The sequence below is a fragment of the Nereida ignava genome (assembly GCF_047114695.1).
Classification (GTDB): Bacteria; Pseudomonadota; Alphaproteobacteria; order Rhodobacterales; family Rhodobacteraceae; genus Nereida; species Nereida ignava.
Genome location: NZ_CP112885.1, coordinates 1,301,498 through 1,314,439, shown reverse-complemented (window position 1 = coordinate 1,314,439; position 12,942 = coordinate 1,301,498). Strand labels below are relative to the sequence as shown.

The 12,942-nt window shown below is 55.6% G+C and carries 16 protein-coding genes; 8 read left to right on the top strand and 8 right to left on the bottom strand.

The features are described from left to right. Window positions 1-83: 83 nt before the first annotated feature. Window positions 84-377 (bottom strand): hypothetical protein, encoded by a 294-nt coding sequence (locus OLX08_RS06520; RefSeq protein WP_391480479.1) that lies wholly within the window; start codon window positions 375-377, stop codon window positions 84-86. A gap of 483 nt (window positions 378-860) precedes the next feature. On the opposite strand from OLX08_RS06520, the gene pgsA reads away from it, so the two are divergent. From pgsA to OLX08_RS06505, 3 genes are read left to right on the top strand one after another with little or no spacing between them, the layout of a single operon-like run. Further along, window positions 861-1,526: a CDP-diacylglycerol--glycerol-3-phosphate 3-phosphatidyltransferase gene (gene pgsA, locus OLX08_RS06515; protein WP_391480478.1), complete on the top strand. Its 666-nt coding sequence runs from the start codon at window positions 861-863 to the stop codon at window positions 1,524-1,526. Then, window positions 1,523-1,768 carry a molybdopterin converting factor subunit 1 gene (gene moaD, locus OLX08_RS06510; RefSeq protein WP_048598817.1) on the top strand — a complete coding sequence of 82 codons (246 nt, stop codon included), beginning with the start codon at window positions 1,523-1,525 and terminating at the stop codon, window positions 1,766-1,768. Before pgsA ends, moaD begins: the two co-directional genes overlap by 4 nt. Before the next feature lie 5 nt (window positions 1,769-1,773). Further along, window positions 1,774-2,208 (top strand): molybdenum cofactor biosynthesis protein MoaE, encoded by a 435-nt coding sequence (locus tag OLX08_RS06505; protein ID WP_391480476.1) that lies wholly within the window; start codon window positions 1,774-1,776, stop codon window positions 2,206-2,208. 4 nt (window positions 2,209-2,212) lie between these two features. On the opposite strand, the gene OLX08_RS06500 is transcribed toward OLX08_RS06505, so the two are convergent. The 3 genes from OLX08_RS06500 to ubiA all read right to left on the bottom strand — a co-directional run bounded on the left by OLX08_RS06500 (window position 2,213) and on the right by ubiA (window position 5,431). After that, a complete protein-coding gene (locus tag OLX08_RS06500) occupies window positions 2,213-2,542 on the bottom strand; it encodes a hypothetical protein (protein WP_048598819.1) in 330 nt (109 codons plus the stop codon). Next, on the bottom strand, window positions 2,542-4,416 hold the full coding sequence (locus tag OLX08_RS06495; protein WP_391480474.1) for an OmpA family protein: 1,875 nt from the start codon (window positions 4,414-4,416) through the stop codon (window positions 2,542-2,544). Before OLX08_RS06495 ends, OLX08_RS06500 begins: the two co-directional genes overlap by 1 nt. A 61-nt stretch (window positions 4,417-4,477) precedes the next feature. Then, window positions 4,478-5,431 (bottom strand): 4-hydroxybenzoate octaprenyltransferase, encoded by a 954-nt coding sequence (ubiA, locus tag OLX08_RS06490; RefSeq protein WP_391480473.1) that lies wholly within the window; start codon window positions 5,429-5,431, stop codon window positions 4,478-4,480. 12 nt (window positions 5,432-5,443) lie between these two features. Between ubiA and OLX08_RS06485 the strand changes: the two genes are divergently transcribed. The 3 genes from OLX08_RS06485 to OLX08_RS06475 all read left to right on the top strand — a co-directional run bounded on the left by OLX08_RS06485 (window position 5,444) and on the right by OLX08_RS06475 (window position 8,127). Beyond that, window positions 5,444-6,166: a 16S rRNA (uracil(1498)-N(3))-methyltransferase gene (locus tag OLX08_RS06485; protein WP_391480471.1), complete on the top strand. Its 723-nt coding sequence runs from the start codon at window positions 5,444-5,446 to the stop codon at window positions 6,164-6,166. Continuing rightward, the gene (locus OLX08_RS06480; RefSeq protein ID WP_391480469.1) at window positions 6,163-6,684 is read left to right on the top strand and encodes a hypothetical protein; all 522 of its coding nucleotides are present in this window, start codon (window positions 6,163-6,165) and stop codon (window positions 6,682-6,684) included. The genes OLX08_RS06485 and OLX08_RS06480 overlap by 4 nt, the downstream gene beginning before the upstream one ends. A 72-nt stretch (window positions 6,685-6,756) precedes the next feature. After that, window positions 6,757-8,127: a glutamate--cysteine ligase gene (locus OLX08_RS06475; RefSeq protein ID WP_391480468.1), complete on the top strand. Its 1,371-nt coding sequence runs from the start codon at window positions 6,757-6,759 to the stop codon at window positions 8,125-8,127. Here the strand turns inward: OLX08_RS06475 and plsY are convergent, their stop codons facing one another. From plsY to OLX08_RS06455, 4 genes are read right to left on the bottom strand one after another with little or no spacing between them, the layout of a single operon-like run. Further along, complete coding sequence (plsY, locus tag OLX08_RS06470) at window positions 8,128-8,718, bottom strand: glycerol-3-phosphate 1-O-acyltransferase PlsY (RefSeq protein WP_391480466.1); 591 nt, start codon at window positions 8,716-8,718, stop codon at window positions 8,128-8,130. It lies immediately after the preceding gene. Further along, entirely contained in the window at window positions 8,715-9,980 is a 1,266-nt protein-coding gene (gene pyrC, locus OLX08_RS06465; RefSeq protein ID WP_391480465.1) for a dihydroorotase, read from the bottom strand. The genes plsY and pyrC overlap by 4 nt, the downstream gene beginning before the upstream one ends. Window positions 9,981-9,988: 8 nt before the next feature. Then, window positions 9,989-10,540 (bottom strand): hypothetical protein, encoded by a 552-nt coding sequence (locus OLX08_RS06460; RefSeq protein ID WP_391480464.1) that lies wholly within the window; start codon window positions 10,538-10,540, stop codon window positions 9,989-9,991. Further along, window positions 10,537-11,487 (bottom strand): aspartate carbamoyltransferase catalytic subunit, encoded by a 951-nt coding sequence (locus OLX08_RS06455; RefSeq protein WP_048598827.1) that lies wholly within the window; start codon window positions 11,485-11,487, stop codon window positions 10,537-10,539. The genes OLX08_RS06460 and OLX08_RS06455 overlap by 4 nt, the downstream gene beginning before the upstream one ends. Before the next feature lie 101 nt (window positions 11,488-11,588). On the opposite strand from OLX08_RS06455, the gene OLX08_RS06450 reads away from it, so the two are divergent. Continuing rightward, the gene (locus OLX08_RS06450) at window positions 11,589-12,356 is read left to right on the top strand and encodes a uracil-DNA glycosylase (RefSeq protein ID WP_391480462.1); all 768 of its coding nucleotides are present in this window, start codon (window positions 11,589-11,591) and stop codon (window positions 12,354-12,356) included. Next, window positions 12,353-12,904: a molybdenum cofactor biosynthesis protein B gene (gene moaB / locus OLX08_RS06445; protein WP_391480461.1), complete on the top strand. Its 552-nt coding sequence runs from the start codon at window positions 12,353-12,355 to the stop codon at window positions 12,902-12,904. The genes OLX08_RS06450 and moaB overlap by 4 nt, the downstream gene beginning before the upstream one ends. Window positions 12,905-12,942: the final 38 nt, after the last annotated feature.

Sequence of the window (12,942 nt, the reverse complement as noted above, 5' to 3'; positions counted from 1 at the left end):
CCCCCCTCACCAAAAAAGAGCGCCCCGCTTTCGCGAGACGCCCTTCTTGGGGACCGGGAGGTATCCTAGAGGTTGCGCGGGGCTTAGAAGTTAGCGAGTGACTTCAGTGATGCGACGCGCGCTGTGTCGTTGTCTTGCTCTGCATTTTCGATCAAGAACGCGTAGTCCACGCCGCCCTGCGCGTTGTCACCGTTTTCGAGTGATTTCAGCGATGCGACTTGTGCTGTGTCGTTGTCCTGCTCTGCATTTTCGATCAGCGATGCGAAATCAATCGATGTGCCGCGGCTTGAGACACGGGCGCTATCGAGAGTTTGGCCCAAGAAGAAGTTCAGCTGTGCCACGTCTTGGTTTTGGCGGGCGTTAATGATGTTAACCAATGTTGTGTCTGCGTAAACACCGGCGCTGACGCCTGCGGATTTGGCGAGTTGGTCAGCAGCTGCTGCAGTTGCGGAAGCGGCGATTGCGATAGCTGTGAATACAGTTGCGAGTTTCCTAATAATTCCTTTCGGTGCCTTGTCTAAGGCGTTGGTTTGTTTGGGCTATATTGCCCTGTGAGTGTCGAGTGAGGCGTCAGTGCCTGTCTCGGATGAGTTGTATATGAGGGTTGTTTTGGGGTTATGATAGGCCTGTCACGAGCAGGTGATCTGTGCGGAAACGAACATCACGCTACCGTGATCGCCTCTTGTGTGCGCAGACCCTGCGGGCGTTATGCCTATGAAAACGGCGCTCACAAGAAATGTTACACCGCTGCGATATGTTTCAGCGCGATGGATGGGTTTGTAATAATTCAGACGGGAATTGTTTGATATGTCGCAAAAGAACCTGTGGCGGCGCGGAGAATCCTAGGCTAGATCAAAGATATGAAATGGACTTTGCCAAATATCCTGACCGTCTTGCGCCTTTTTGCGGCCTTTGGCGTCGTTATAATGTTCTTGTATTTCAATCGGCCTTGGGCGGATTGGTTTGCGCTGGTTTTGTTTGGCCTTGCCGCGCTGACAGATTTTTTTGATGGCTACCTCGCGCGGCTGTGGAACCAAACGAGCCGCTTTGGTGCGATGCTTGATCCGATTGCCGACAAAGCGATGGTGGTGATTGCGCTTCTCATTATTGTTGGCTTTTCTGGGATGGACCCGTGGCTGCTCTTACCTGCAAGCGTCATCATATTCCGTGAAGTGTTCGTAAGTGGCCTGCGTGAGTTCTTGGGCGATGACGCCAAAACCCTGGCGGTTACCAAGCTCGCGAAATGGAAAACGACCGCGCAGATGCTGGCTATTGCTGTTCTGTTTTCGAAGGGTGCGTTTGAACATTACTTCATTGAACAGACTGTGGGCATGACGTCTGAGATGGTTGACGGTATTTTGGCGGGGAACATTGAAGATGTTGTTGGGCTGCGCTGGAAAGAAATGGGCTGGCACCTGAGCTGGTCCGTAGGTTTGGTCCTTCTTTGGGTTGCGGCGTTGTTGACGTTGATCACAGGCTGGGATTATTTCCGTAAATCGCTACCATTTCTGAGAGATCCACAATGAATGTTGTTTATTTCGCATGGGTTCGTGAACGTATTGGGCTGCCTCACGAGCAGATCACGACGGATGCTGCAACAGTAGCTGAGTTGGTTGATGAGTTGCGCGCACGTGAAGCCCGTTATGAGGCGGCGTTCGCAGATATCAGTGCTCTGCGTGTTGCGGTTGATCAAGAGTTGTCTGATTTTGACGCGTCGCTGAAAGATGTGCGCGAGGTTGCTTTCTTCCCCCCCATGACGGGCGGCTAAGGGCGATGGACATTCGTGTGCAGCAGGAACGTTTTGATGCGGGTGCTGAGCTGAATGGTTTTGATCCGAATGGCGCAGGCGCTGTTGTCACATTCACGGGTTTGGTCCGCGATGTGGCGGGCGGGCTTGAGCAAATGCTGATCGAGCATTATCCGGCGATGACCGAAAGAGCGTTGCGCGAAATTGCAGCTGAGGCGAAGGCGCGCTGGCAATTAAGCAATGTCCTTGTGATCCACCGCTTTGGATTGCTGCAGCCTGATGAGCCGATTATGATGGTGGCCACGGCCAGTCGTCATAGGGATGCAGCCTTTGAAGCTGCTACGTTTTTGATGGATTATCTGAAGTCTCGCGCGCCGTTTTGGAAAAAAGAAACAACGGCCGCTGGTGAGAATTGGGTAGAGAGTACCGTAAAAGACGAAGAGGCGCTGAAACGCTGGTAGGGCGCTACTTGGCTTTGTTGGCGCGTTCGATATAGGCGCGCAATTCTTCAGCCTCGTGCCGTGCATCGCGCAAACCATCCATCGCGGCCCGCAGTTCAGCTTCGGTTTGGGCCATCTGGTTGCTCATTTCGGCTTCGCGCTGCTGCAAATATGCAATTGCTTGGTCGCGGGTTTCTTCGGCTTCATGCAAAGACTGCGCAAGCTTATCCAGCTCGCCTACGTCAGATTGTGACACGCGGGTGAAACGGCTGATCAACCAATGGGCGAACCATCCCAGAATGAATGCAACAAACAGGATGGCTGCAATTGCCACGATAAACTCAGTTCTGTTCATTACTCTTGTCCTGTTTCGTCGGTTGCGGGCTCAGCTTCAGTCGCTTCGGCCTCATCGGTGGTGTTTGCTGAAAGGGTGAATTCAATGCGGCGGTTTGCTTCACGGCCTTCTTCGGTGCCATTATCAGCAATCGGTGTTGCTTCGCCATAGCCAACCGCTGTCAATCTTTCCGGCGGAATGCGGCGGGTCACAAGAGAGGTGCGCACAGCATCGGCGCGGCTTTGCGAGATGCGCGCATTCAACTCTTCACTACCTTGGCTATCGGTGTGCCCTGCAATTTCAACCGAAACATTCACACAGGCCTTTAGCACATCGGCAATTCGATCAATCGTGGTGCGGCCCGCGTCATCAACTGTGCTGGAACCAGGCTCGAACGTAATTTTGGTTTGCGCAAGGATCGTATCAATTTGCGCGACGCATTCTTCGGGGGTGGGGATAGACGCGATCGGGTCCAGTTCTTCTTTATAGTCCACGTCGATCTTGAAAGTGCCTTCGCCATCAAGCTTATCGGCCAGAATGCGGCTGATGATGGACCGGCTGCGCGTATCACCAGTGTTGCCGCGTACTTGGATAACGTCCCCCTGAACAATCACGGCGCCGTTGTTCACCTCTGACAAGGCTTCAACTGCGGTAAGAACGCGCAAGGGCCAGCCATCGGGCAGACCTGCTTCAACCTTGGTTGCGTTGTAAACGCGGTCGGCACCAAACTTTGCAAGCGCGAGGCTTTCCACAGATGATTTCAGGAACTCGCTGCTAACCGCTCCGCGCAGTTGCACTTGGCCTTCAGGCGACAGTGTTGCCAGAAATTCTAGCTGCTCAGCGGCGTCGTTTGCGGTGGGGTCCGGCACGTAGATGGCTTGAAGCGCGAACACTTCGGGCAGCTCGTTTTCTAGATCAGATGCAATTGAGTTGAACTTTTCTTCATCAAAACCGGCAGGGCTTTCGAGCGTGACGTCTGTGTCGGAGATCGTGATGCCGCCGCCGCCCATCTCGGACACTGCCGCGATTGCCGATGCACCAGCACGGCCCCAACGCGGGCTCGGCATGCCAAGGCCCAAGACGCAATCTACATCACCAGTTAGCCCTGCACTACGGGCTGCACCAACCAATTGTCCGCGCACTTGTTCGGTTCCTGCAGCGCAGGCGTCAAATTGCGCGGTGCCTTGCGCGTCAATAATGAAACGCAGGGTATAAGGCGAAATGACGGGGCGCGGTGCGGTTATGCTGAGGTTCAGTTCAAGCCCTGCGGGCAACTCCCCCTCCAGAATTTCCTCAACGCGGGCTTTTTCTTCTTGGCTGTCGGTTGCAGCGATAATCGTGACACGCTCTGCGGTGATCGACACCTTTGAGCGATCAAGGTTCTGCATCGCCGCCAAGCCAAAGCGCGTGGCGTCTTCCCAGCCGTTGGGCACGGGATAGTCAGCAACCTCTAGCAGGTCTGAGACTTCTGCGCCGCGTGCGGTGCGCGCAATGTCACGGACTAAATCATCACGGTCAACTTCAGCGGGGATCAACCCGATCAACGATAGGCCACCGTCATTCTTGAGTAGTTCAATAGAAAAATCTGGCGCGCGGGTCTGATCAACTTGCGCAATCACAAAATTATCAATCAGCCGCGATGCATCCACTGCTGTGCTGGCAACTGAAAGCGCTCTGAAACGTGCGGCCTCATCGGGGGCTTCGCCTGATAAGATCACGCTGAGCCCATCTGTTTCGATACTGGCCCAAGGTACGCTTTCTTCCAAAAACACTTGATCAACCGCAAGCGCAGAGCGGTCTTCCACCAATCGGACCACAGCATTCGAGGCAAGGACTGCCCCTGCAGCACCCAAAGTAAGGGCGCCAATCGTAGAAATCAGGGCGTTCACAGCCATTGTGCGTCATGTTCCGTATTAGAGAATGCCAACCTTTACGATGCCCCGTCAGCAGGCGCAATCAGAGCAAAGCAGCAACGGCAAAAAACAGCACAGGGAGCAAGCCTGCGTTCCGGTTTGAGCGAAACAGCATGATCAAGCGGTCACTGTCATCTGGTATAAAGCGCGTAAGTTGCCAGGCCAGATGCCAGCCAAGCGCCCATGCGCCGCCCAACGCCACAACTACGGCCAAAACGTTACCGGATGGTACGGTGACCATCATGGAGGCTGCGCCAATAATGACGACGGTTAACACCAAAAAGGCACGTAGCCATTTGGGGCTATTGTCTCCGAACAATCGTGCGGTTGACTTCACGCCGATCAACGCGTCGTCTTCGGCGTCTTGGTGGGCATAGATTGTGTCGTAGAACAGCGTCCAAAAAATCCCGCCGACATAAAGTAGAACCGCGGGCCAGCCCAAGCTGCCTGTGTGTGCCGTCCAAGCCAGCAGGGCGCCCCAGTTGAAGGCAAGTCCCAAGAATACCTGCGGCCACCAAGTGAACCGTTTGGCGAAGGGGTAGATCGCCACGGGCAGCAGGGCCGCTATGCCTAATATAATCGCTGCGGTGTTGAAACTGAGCAAAATGGCAAAAGCAACAAGGCACTGGACGACCAGCCAGATCAGCGCGGCCTTCACTGTCACCTGTCCTGACGGAAGTGGCCGTGACCGTGTGCGCGCAACGGAGGCGTCGATATGACGGTCTGTGATGTCATTCCATGTGCAACCTGCGCCGCGCATCAACCACGCACCCGCACTGCATCCCGCCGCAATCCACAGGTCAGCCAGTGACGCGCTACCCGTAGACAATATCGCCAAGGCCAACCCCCACCAGCACGGCAACAGCAACAGCCACGTTCCGATCGGGCGGTCCGCACGGGCCAGCCGCAAAAACGGGCGTGTCGCGCGCGGTGCAAATCTGTCGACCCAATTATCTTTTACGGCATCTGCCACTTGGCCTTGGGGGGTGTCGGTCATAGTGTACGCTCCATGGCGAAAGTTCGTTTATATGTAGATCACCCGTTGGGGCAGGATCAAACGGTTCCTTTGGAACAATCACAAGCGCACTATTTATTTGGTGTGATGCGATTGGCCGTGGGGCAGGTGATTTCTGTTTTTGACGGTGTGAACGGTGAATGGGATGCAGAAATCACGCAAGCCGCCAAGCGTGGTGGCGTTTTGACCTGCGTGGCGCAGACCCAAGAACAAAGCGTGCCGCCTGACCTTTGGCTGATGTTTGCCCCGATCAAAAAGGCGCGCACGGATTTCATCGTCGAAAAAGCAGCCGAGATGGGCGCCGCACAAATTCTGCCCGTTCAAACCCAGTTCACCAACGCAGAGCGGATTCGCCAAGACCGGTTGCAAGCGCATGCTGTTGAAGCGGCCGAGCAATGCGGCGGAACGTATGTGCCCACCGTAGCCCCTTTGCAAAAGTTAAGCGCGGTTCTGGACGCATGGGATCCGGCGCGACAGCTGATCTTTTGTGATGAAACACTGGTAGGGCGCGCAACGGCTGGCCTATCAAGTCTTGCTTCTGCACCCGCTGCTATCTTGATCGGGCCGGAGGGGGGCTTTTCACCCCAAGAACGAACCCGCTTGCTTGGGCTACCTTTCGTGCAGACTTTATCGCTTGGGCCTCGGGTGTTGCGCGCAGATACGGCTGCTGTTGCGGCGCTGACGCTGTGGCAGCAAAGCAAAGGGGATTGGACATGAATTTTATCCGCCCCGAGGTTGTAGCTGTTCTGGTGAAATGGCGTGAAGTGCTCGTGGGCTTAGGTCTTGTGTTGTTTGGGCTTTACGTAGCGGTGACTTCTTTCGGTTTAACGCCTTGGGCGGGCGGCCTTCTGATGATTGTTGGTGCTGCGGTGGCTGTGCAGGGCGTGCAGCGTGCGCGTTTTCCGTTTGGGCGTGGTGGCGCAGGCGTTGTCGAGGTCACCGAAAGGCAGATCGCATATTTTGGACCCGATGGGGGCGGCGTCGTTTCTATCAATGAGTTGATCCGCGTTATGATCCACAAGCACCGCGGCGTTTTGTATTGGCAATTCGATGCGCGCGCCGCGCCGTCATTGACCGTGCCCAACAGTGCCGCGAAAGCAGAGACTTTATATGATGCGCTTGCGTCCCTCGACGGGGTTGATCTTGATGCGGCGCGCCGCGCTATAGCCGAGGATGTGCCGATGGTTTTGATCTGGCAGTCCAAAGATGCTCGTGCGCACACGGCTGTGCAGTAACGCCCATTGACAAGCGCGTCTGGCGAGGCCACGCACACTATACATTGATCCACTCCAGCGGAGACTTCGCGTATGTCTATTCCACAAAGCGGCGGCGGCCCAATCGAACACCACGATGATCTTGCGGCGCTTTTGGAGAAAGGCTGCAAGCCGAAGGATGCTTGGCGCATTGGGACCGAGCACGAGAAATTTGGATATTGCCAGGACAGCCATCTGCCTTTGCCCTATGAGGGTGAGCGGTCGATCAAGGTAGTCCTAGAAGGGCTTCAAGGACGCTTTGGGTGGTCTCCGGTTGTTGAGGCGGGCAACATCATTGGCCTTGAAAAAGACGGTGCAAACGTCAGCCTTGAACCGGGTGGCCAGCTTGAGTTGTCTGGTGCGCCGCTGGAAAATATTCACCAAACTTGTGATGAAGTGAACACGCACCTCGCGGAAGTGCGCGCGATTGCAGATGAAATTGGCGTAAAATTTATTGGCCTCGGTGCAGCCCCTGAATGGAGCGGCGCGCAAATGCCCGTCATGCCCAAAGGCCGCTATAAGCTGATGACGGATTACATGGACCGCGTTGGGACGCACGGCAAACAAATGATGTACCGGACCTGCACTGTTCAGGTAAACCTCGACTTTGGTTCAGAGGCGGACATGGTGCAAAAGCTGCGCGTCGCCTTGGCCCTTCAACCTGTTGCCACGGCTCTTTTCGCAAATTCACCGTTCTTTGAGGGTAAGCCAAACGGTCATAAATCTTGGCGAAGCCGTATTTGGCGCAATCTGGATGATGCGCGCACAGGCACGCTTCCGTTTGTGTTTGAGCAAGGGTTCGGGTTTGAGGCTTGGGTGCAATATGCGCTCGATGTGCCGATGTATTTTGTCTACCGCGACGGAAAGTACGTGGACGCCTTGGGAATGTCGTTCCGTGATTTTCTTAAGGGGCAGCTGCCTGCGCTCCCTGGTGAAAAGCCGACGCTGTCTGACTGGGCCGACCACCTCACAACAATTTTCCCAGAGGCGCGGATCAAGCAGTTCTTGGAAATGCGCGGAGCGGATGGTGGCCCATGGCGCAGACTTTGCGCGCTTCCTGCGTTTTGGGTTGGTATTTGTTACGATCAAAACGCGCTGGATGCGGCGTGGGATCTTTGCAAAGGTTGGAGCGCTGAACAACGTGAAGCGCTTCGGGTCGCCGCATCGGTAGACGGGTTGCAGGCTAAGGTTGACGGTATCGTTATGGCTGATCTGGCGCGTGAGCTGGTTGCCATTGCCGAAGCTGGCCTGAAGGCGCGCGGCAAAGCGGGCGCAGGTGGCATGGTCCCTGACGAGACGCATTTCCTGAACGCACTGCATGAGACGCTGGAAACAGGCATGACGCCAGCGGATGAATTGCTTGCGCACTATAACGGTGACTGGGGTGGTGATCTGTCTCGCATCTACGGCGAATACAGCTACTGATTACTTGCTACCGATTTTACCTTCGGTGCCTTTCAACAGGCGTTGAATGTTTTCGGTGTGCCGCCAAACGATAAGTAGAGCCAAGATGATCAGGAAGGGCACCATGAGTGTCCCACCAAGTGCTGCCGCATAGACCGGCGCAAGCACGCTGGCGATCAGTGCAGACAGAGACGAATATCTGCTGAGTGCGGCAACGACGAGCCAAGTAGCGCCAGCGGCCACTCCAACAGGCCAGCAAGCGGCGAAAATTAGGCCAAAGAAAGTGGCGACGCCTTTACCGCCTTTGAAGCCCAGCCATACTGGATAGCAATGACCGACAAATGCGGCCAGCCCCGCCACCAGCCCTGCGAGTTCTCCGAAAAGAGCACCGGCAAGTAAGACAGCAATGCCCGCTTTGCCTGCATCAAGGATCAGGGTCAGAAAGGCAGCAAGTTTGTTTCCGGTGCGCAAAACATTCGTCGCACCAATGTTGCCGGACCCGATTGCCCGTAAATCACCCAGCCCGAACACTTTGGCCATCACAATGCCAAACGGAATTGCGCCAAAGAGATAGCCTGCAAGTGCGGCAAAAATGAGGGTGATAATTGTCATAGGGTGCCGTGGACCAGCTCACCGTCAACAAGTGTTGCGATGATCCGACCTTCCATGCGTTGTCCGTCGAACGGCGTGTTCTTGGATTTCGATTTCAGTTTGAAGCGATCCATAATAAACGGTGCGCTGGGATCAAACACCACCAGATCGGCAGGGGCACCAACCTCAAGGCGGCCTTGCGCAAGGCTTAACCGGTTTGCGGGGTTTAGCGATAGGGCAGCCCAGAGCGTCGGTAGATCGATCATCCCAGAATTAACGACTCTAAGCGCTGCAGGAAACAGGGTCTCAAGAGCAACTGCACCGCTTGCGGCTTCCTCAAATGGCAGGCGCTTGCTTTCCTCATCTTGGGGGGTGTGCATGGAATGGATGATGTCGATAGTTCCATCCGCAAGCGCCTCAATCATCGCAATGCGGTCATCTTCGCAACGCAGAGGAGGCTTGATCTTAAAGAACGTGCGGTAGTTGGCCACGTCCAGTTCGTTCAGCGTTAAGTGATGGATGCTGACACCTGCCGTCACATCCAGACCATTCGCCTTGGCGCGTTTTAGCGGTGGGATCGCACGGGCTGTGGTAATCTGATCGGCGTGGTATTTCGCACCGGTCATTTCGACCAGCGCGATATCACGATCAAGGCCCATACGCTCGGCCATAGGTGACACGGCTGGCAGCCCCCGCAACGAGGCGAATTTGCCGCTTGTCGCACAGGCGCTTTTGCTGAGGGTTGGCTCTTGCACGTGGCCTATTACTAGTGCCCCAAGTGATCGCGCGTAGGTCAATGCGCGTTGATAGACTTTGGTGTTGGTGATGACGTGATCACAATCTGTGAACGCTACTGCACCTGCGTCTTGCAGAAAACCGATCTCAACCATTTCGCTGCCCGCGCGTCCCTTTGTTAGGGCTGCCATCGGGTGCACTTTGACAGGGCTGTCTTTTTCTGCGCGCTTTGCGATGAACTCTAACACTTCGGGTGTATCAATGGCGGGGTCTGTGTCTGGGCGCGTTACAATTGTGGTGACCCCACCTGCGGCTGCCGCAGCCCCCGCAGAAGCATAACTCTCTTTGTGGCGCTCTCCTGGCTCACAAATTTTCACGCCAATATCTACGATACCTGGTGCAAGGCACGCCCCGTTCAGATCGACAATAGTCCCAACCTGTGGCCCATCGATCGCTGTGATCTGTCCGTTGGCTACCGTGAGACTGCCGAGAGCATCGGTGCGCGTTGTGGGGTTGATCAGGCGGGCGTTGATATAGGTCGTGGTCATTTCGTCTTTTATCCTGCGATCCAGATCATAAGGCCAACAAGGGCGAACATCGTCAGTAACGCATAGGTGGCGATCATGCCGCTCATCGCCGCGTCACTTTTCTTCTTTTTCGGCTTACCCTCGAGGCTGGTGTCCTCCACCTCTGGCGGGGTGACGGCCGCATCGCTTTCTAAGGTGATGGTGGGCGTTTGCGCGCCTGCTTCTTTGAAGGCACCAATTGGTCGCAGCGGGTGTTTGTGGGCGAGTGATGTCATCTGCCCTGCGAATGCCTTGGACAGCACCACGACGACATAGCCGTCTACATCCACAATCCGTTCCGCGTAGGGGTCGATATCACGCGATGCGATGCCAAGGCCGGTTTCCATGTAGCCGCGCAGGCCGATGTCTTCGAGGTCATTGACGCTAAAGATTTCGACAAAGTCTGTATCTAGTTCAGGTGCGTTAAGGGCCTGCTGCACGTCATATGCCGTTAGGGCTTTCGCTTCAGGCGCAGGGAGAGCGACCTCATAAAGCCGCACGATGCCGGCTTCGTCGGCGTCAACGTGTTTTAGCCAGCTCATGTTGCAACCCCTTGGGCTGTTTCGCGGCTGGCTTGGACAAGTAATTCCATCGCGGCCATCCGCACAGCGACGCCCATTTCGACTTGCTCCTGGATGACCGAACGGTTGATGTCATCGGCAAGTTCACCGTCGATCTCAACACCTCGGTTCATTGGGCCCGGGTGCATGACAATTGCGTCGCTTGCCGCGTTGTCTAGTTTTGCCTGATCCAGACCATAGCGGTGATAATACTCACGTTCCGACGGGATAAAACCACCGTCCATCCGCTCGCGCTGAAGGCGCAGCATCATCACAACATCAACGTCTTTAAGGCCTTCTTCCATGTTGTCGAACACCTCGACGCCGAAGTGGTCAATCTCTGCGGGCATCAACGTGGGCGGTGCAATCAGGCGAATGCGGTTTTCCATCTTGCCCAACAACATAATGTTTGAGCGCGCAACGCGGCTGTGAGCGATATCGCCACAAATCGCGATGTTGAGACGATGAAGCCGCCCCTTGCGCCGCCGAATGGTCAAGGCATCCAAAAGCGCCTGCGTGGGGTGTTCATGGCGTCCATCGCCCGCGTTTAGAACTGCGCAATTTACTTTTTGCGACAACAGATCAACCGCGCCCGAATGAGGGTGGCGCACCACTAGCAAATCGGGATGCATTGCGTTCAGGGTCATCGCCGTATCAATCAGGGTTTCACCCTTTTTGATCGAGCTGGCCTGCATCGCCATGTTCATCACATCCGCGCCGAGACGTTTGCCTGCCAACTCAAAGCTGGCTTGTGTCCGTGTCGAATTCTCAAAGAACATGTTGATCTGCGTCAGACCCGCCAACACATCGGAATGCTTGTGAGGCTGGCGGTTCAGCGCAACATATTGGTCCGCCAGATCAAGAAGGGTCGTAATCTCATCAGGGGCGAGTTGTTCGATTCCAAGCAGATGTTTGGCGCGCCATCCCATGTCTTAAGTCCCCTCAACATGATGTTCAGAGCCTTATATGAGCCCATCCAAAGCGCGGCAAGGTGTTTACCATCTCAGGGGCTGCGCATAAGTTTAGCCGCATGGAATCATTGGATTGGCACAGCGGCCTTGCCGCGCTGGAGTGGCAGGTGGAGTTGGGTGCTGATGAATGCATCAGCGACGCGCCGATCAACCGCTATGACGTGCCTGCCGAAGCGCCCAAAGTAGCTGCGAAAGTGGTTGAGCCCGCAGCACCTGTCATTACCCCGAAATTAGACGTCGCCGCCGAGGCGCAAAAAGCCGCACAGGCCGCGTCTAATCTGGATGAGTTGAAAGCCGCAATGGCGGGCTTTGAGCATTGTGATTTGAAAAAAGGCGCGCAGAATTTGGTGTTCAGTGACGGCATTGTGGGCGCACCGTTGATGGTTGTGGGCGAAGCACCGGGCCGCGAAGAGGACATTGCAGGCAAGCCTTTCATTGGTGCTGCTGGTGCCATGCTTGACCGGATGTTGGGCGCGATTGACGTTTCGCGCACAAAAGACGTCTACATCACAAACGTTATCCCGTGGCGGCCTCCGTCTAACCGTGATCCAAAGTCACTTGAGATTGCGATGATGCAGCCCTTCCTTATGCGTCATATCGCGCTGGCGGCTCCAAAAGCTTTGATCGCGATGGGCAACATCAGTTGTCAGGCCCTGCTTGATCGCAAAGGCGTGACCCGTCTGCGCGGCACATGGGCCGAGGCAGCAGGATTGCCGGTGATGCCGATGTTCCATCCAGCATATTTGCTTCGCAATCCCGCCGTAAAGCGCGAGGCGTGGGCTGACCTGCTTGATGTGCGCGCACGCCTGAAGGGAAATGGCCCATGAGTTCAGCCAGCCGAATTGATGAAACGCGCGAATTCATAGCGGTGCGCATTGCCGTGCTCACGGTCAGTGATACGCGCACGTCTGACGATGACCGCTCCGGCGATACGCTTGTCGCGCGTCTTGAAGCGGCAGGTCACCAATTGGCCGCACGTAGCATCGTGAAAGATGATCGGACGGAGATCGCGAATATCCTGCGCGCTTGGTGTGATGATGAGGCCGTTGACGTGATAATATCAACGGGGGGCACGGGCTTGACTGGGCGGGATGTCACCGTTGAGGCACACAGGGACGTCTATGAAAAAGAGATCGATGCGTTCGGCACAGTTTTCACCCACGTGAGCATCGCAAAGATCGGCACCAGCGCGGTGCAATCCCGGGCGACCGGCGGCGTTGCGAACGGGACGTATTTGTTCGCACTTCCGGGCAGCACCGGCGCGTGCAAAGACGCGTGGGACGAGATTTTGGTCAAACAACTCGATTACCGCCACCGGCCGTGTAATTTTGTAGAAATCATGCCGCGCCTTGATGAACACAAACGCCGGAAGTGAAGTTTTTGTGCAGATGACCGACGGAAACGCGGCTCTGG

Coding starts and splice junctions, on each gene's coding strand:
- OLX08_RS06450 (WP_391480462.1), top strand. CDS start 11,589: ATGGAATCATTGGATTGGCACAGCGGCCTTGCCGCGCTGGAGTGGCAG.
- OLX08_RS06485 (WP_391480471.1), top strand. CDS start 5,444: ATGGCGAAAGTTCGTTTATATGTAGATCACCCGTTGGGGCAGGATCAA.
- moaD (WP_048598817.1), top strand. CDS start 1,523: ATGAATGTTGTTTATTTCGCATGGGTTCGTGAACGTATTGGGCTGCCT.
- OLX08_RS06460 (WP_391480464.1), bottom strand. CDS start 10,540: ATGAGCTGGCTAAAACACGTTGACGCCGACGAAGCCGGCATCGTGCGG.
- OLX08_RS06495 (WP_391480474.1), bottom strand. CDS start 4,416: ATGGCTGTGAACGCCCTGATTTCTACGATTGGCGCCCTTACTTTGGGT.
- OLX08_RS06500 (WP_048598819.1), bottom strand. CDS start 2,542: ATGAACAGAACTGAGTTTATCGTGGCAATTGCAGCCATCCTGTTTGTT.
- pgsA (WP_391480478.1), top strand. CDS start 861: ATGAAATGGACTTTGCCAAATATCCTGACCGTCTTGCGCCTTTTTGCG.
- OLX08_RS06475 (WP_391480468.1), top strand. CDS start 6,757: ATGTCTATTCCACAAAGCGGCGGCGGCCCAATCGAACACCACGATGAT.
- pyrC (WP_391480465.1), bottom strand. CDS start 9,980: ATGACCACGACCTATATCAACGCCCGCCTGATCAACCCCACAACGCGC.
- OLX08_RS06480 (WP_391480469.1), top strand. CDS start 6,163: ATGAATTTTATCCGCCCCGAGGTTGTAGCTGTTCTGGTGAAATGGCGT.
- OLX08_RS06455 (WP_048598827.1), bottom strand. CDS start 11,487: ATGGGATGGCGCGCCAAACATCTGCTTGGAATCGAACAACTCGCCCCT.
- OLX08_RS06505 (WP_391480476.1), top strand. CDS start 1,774: ATGGACATTCGTGTGCAGCAGGAACGTTTTGATGCGGGTGCTGAGCTG.
- plsY (WP_391480466.1), bottom strand. CDS start 8,718: ATGACAATTATCACCCTCATTTTTGCCGCACTTGCAGGCTATCTCTTT.
- moaB (WP_391480461.1), top strand. CDS start 12,353: ATGAGTTCAGCCAGCCGAATTGATGAAACGCGCGAATTCATAGCGGTG.
- ubiA (WP_391480473.1), bottom strand. CDS start 5,431: ATGACCGACACCCCCCAAGGCCAAGTGGCAGATGCCGTAAAAGATAAT.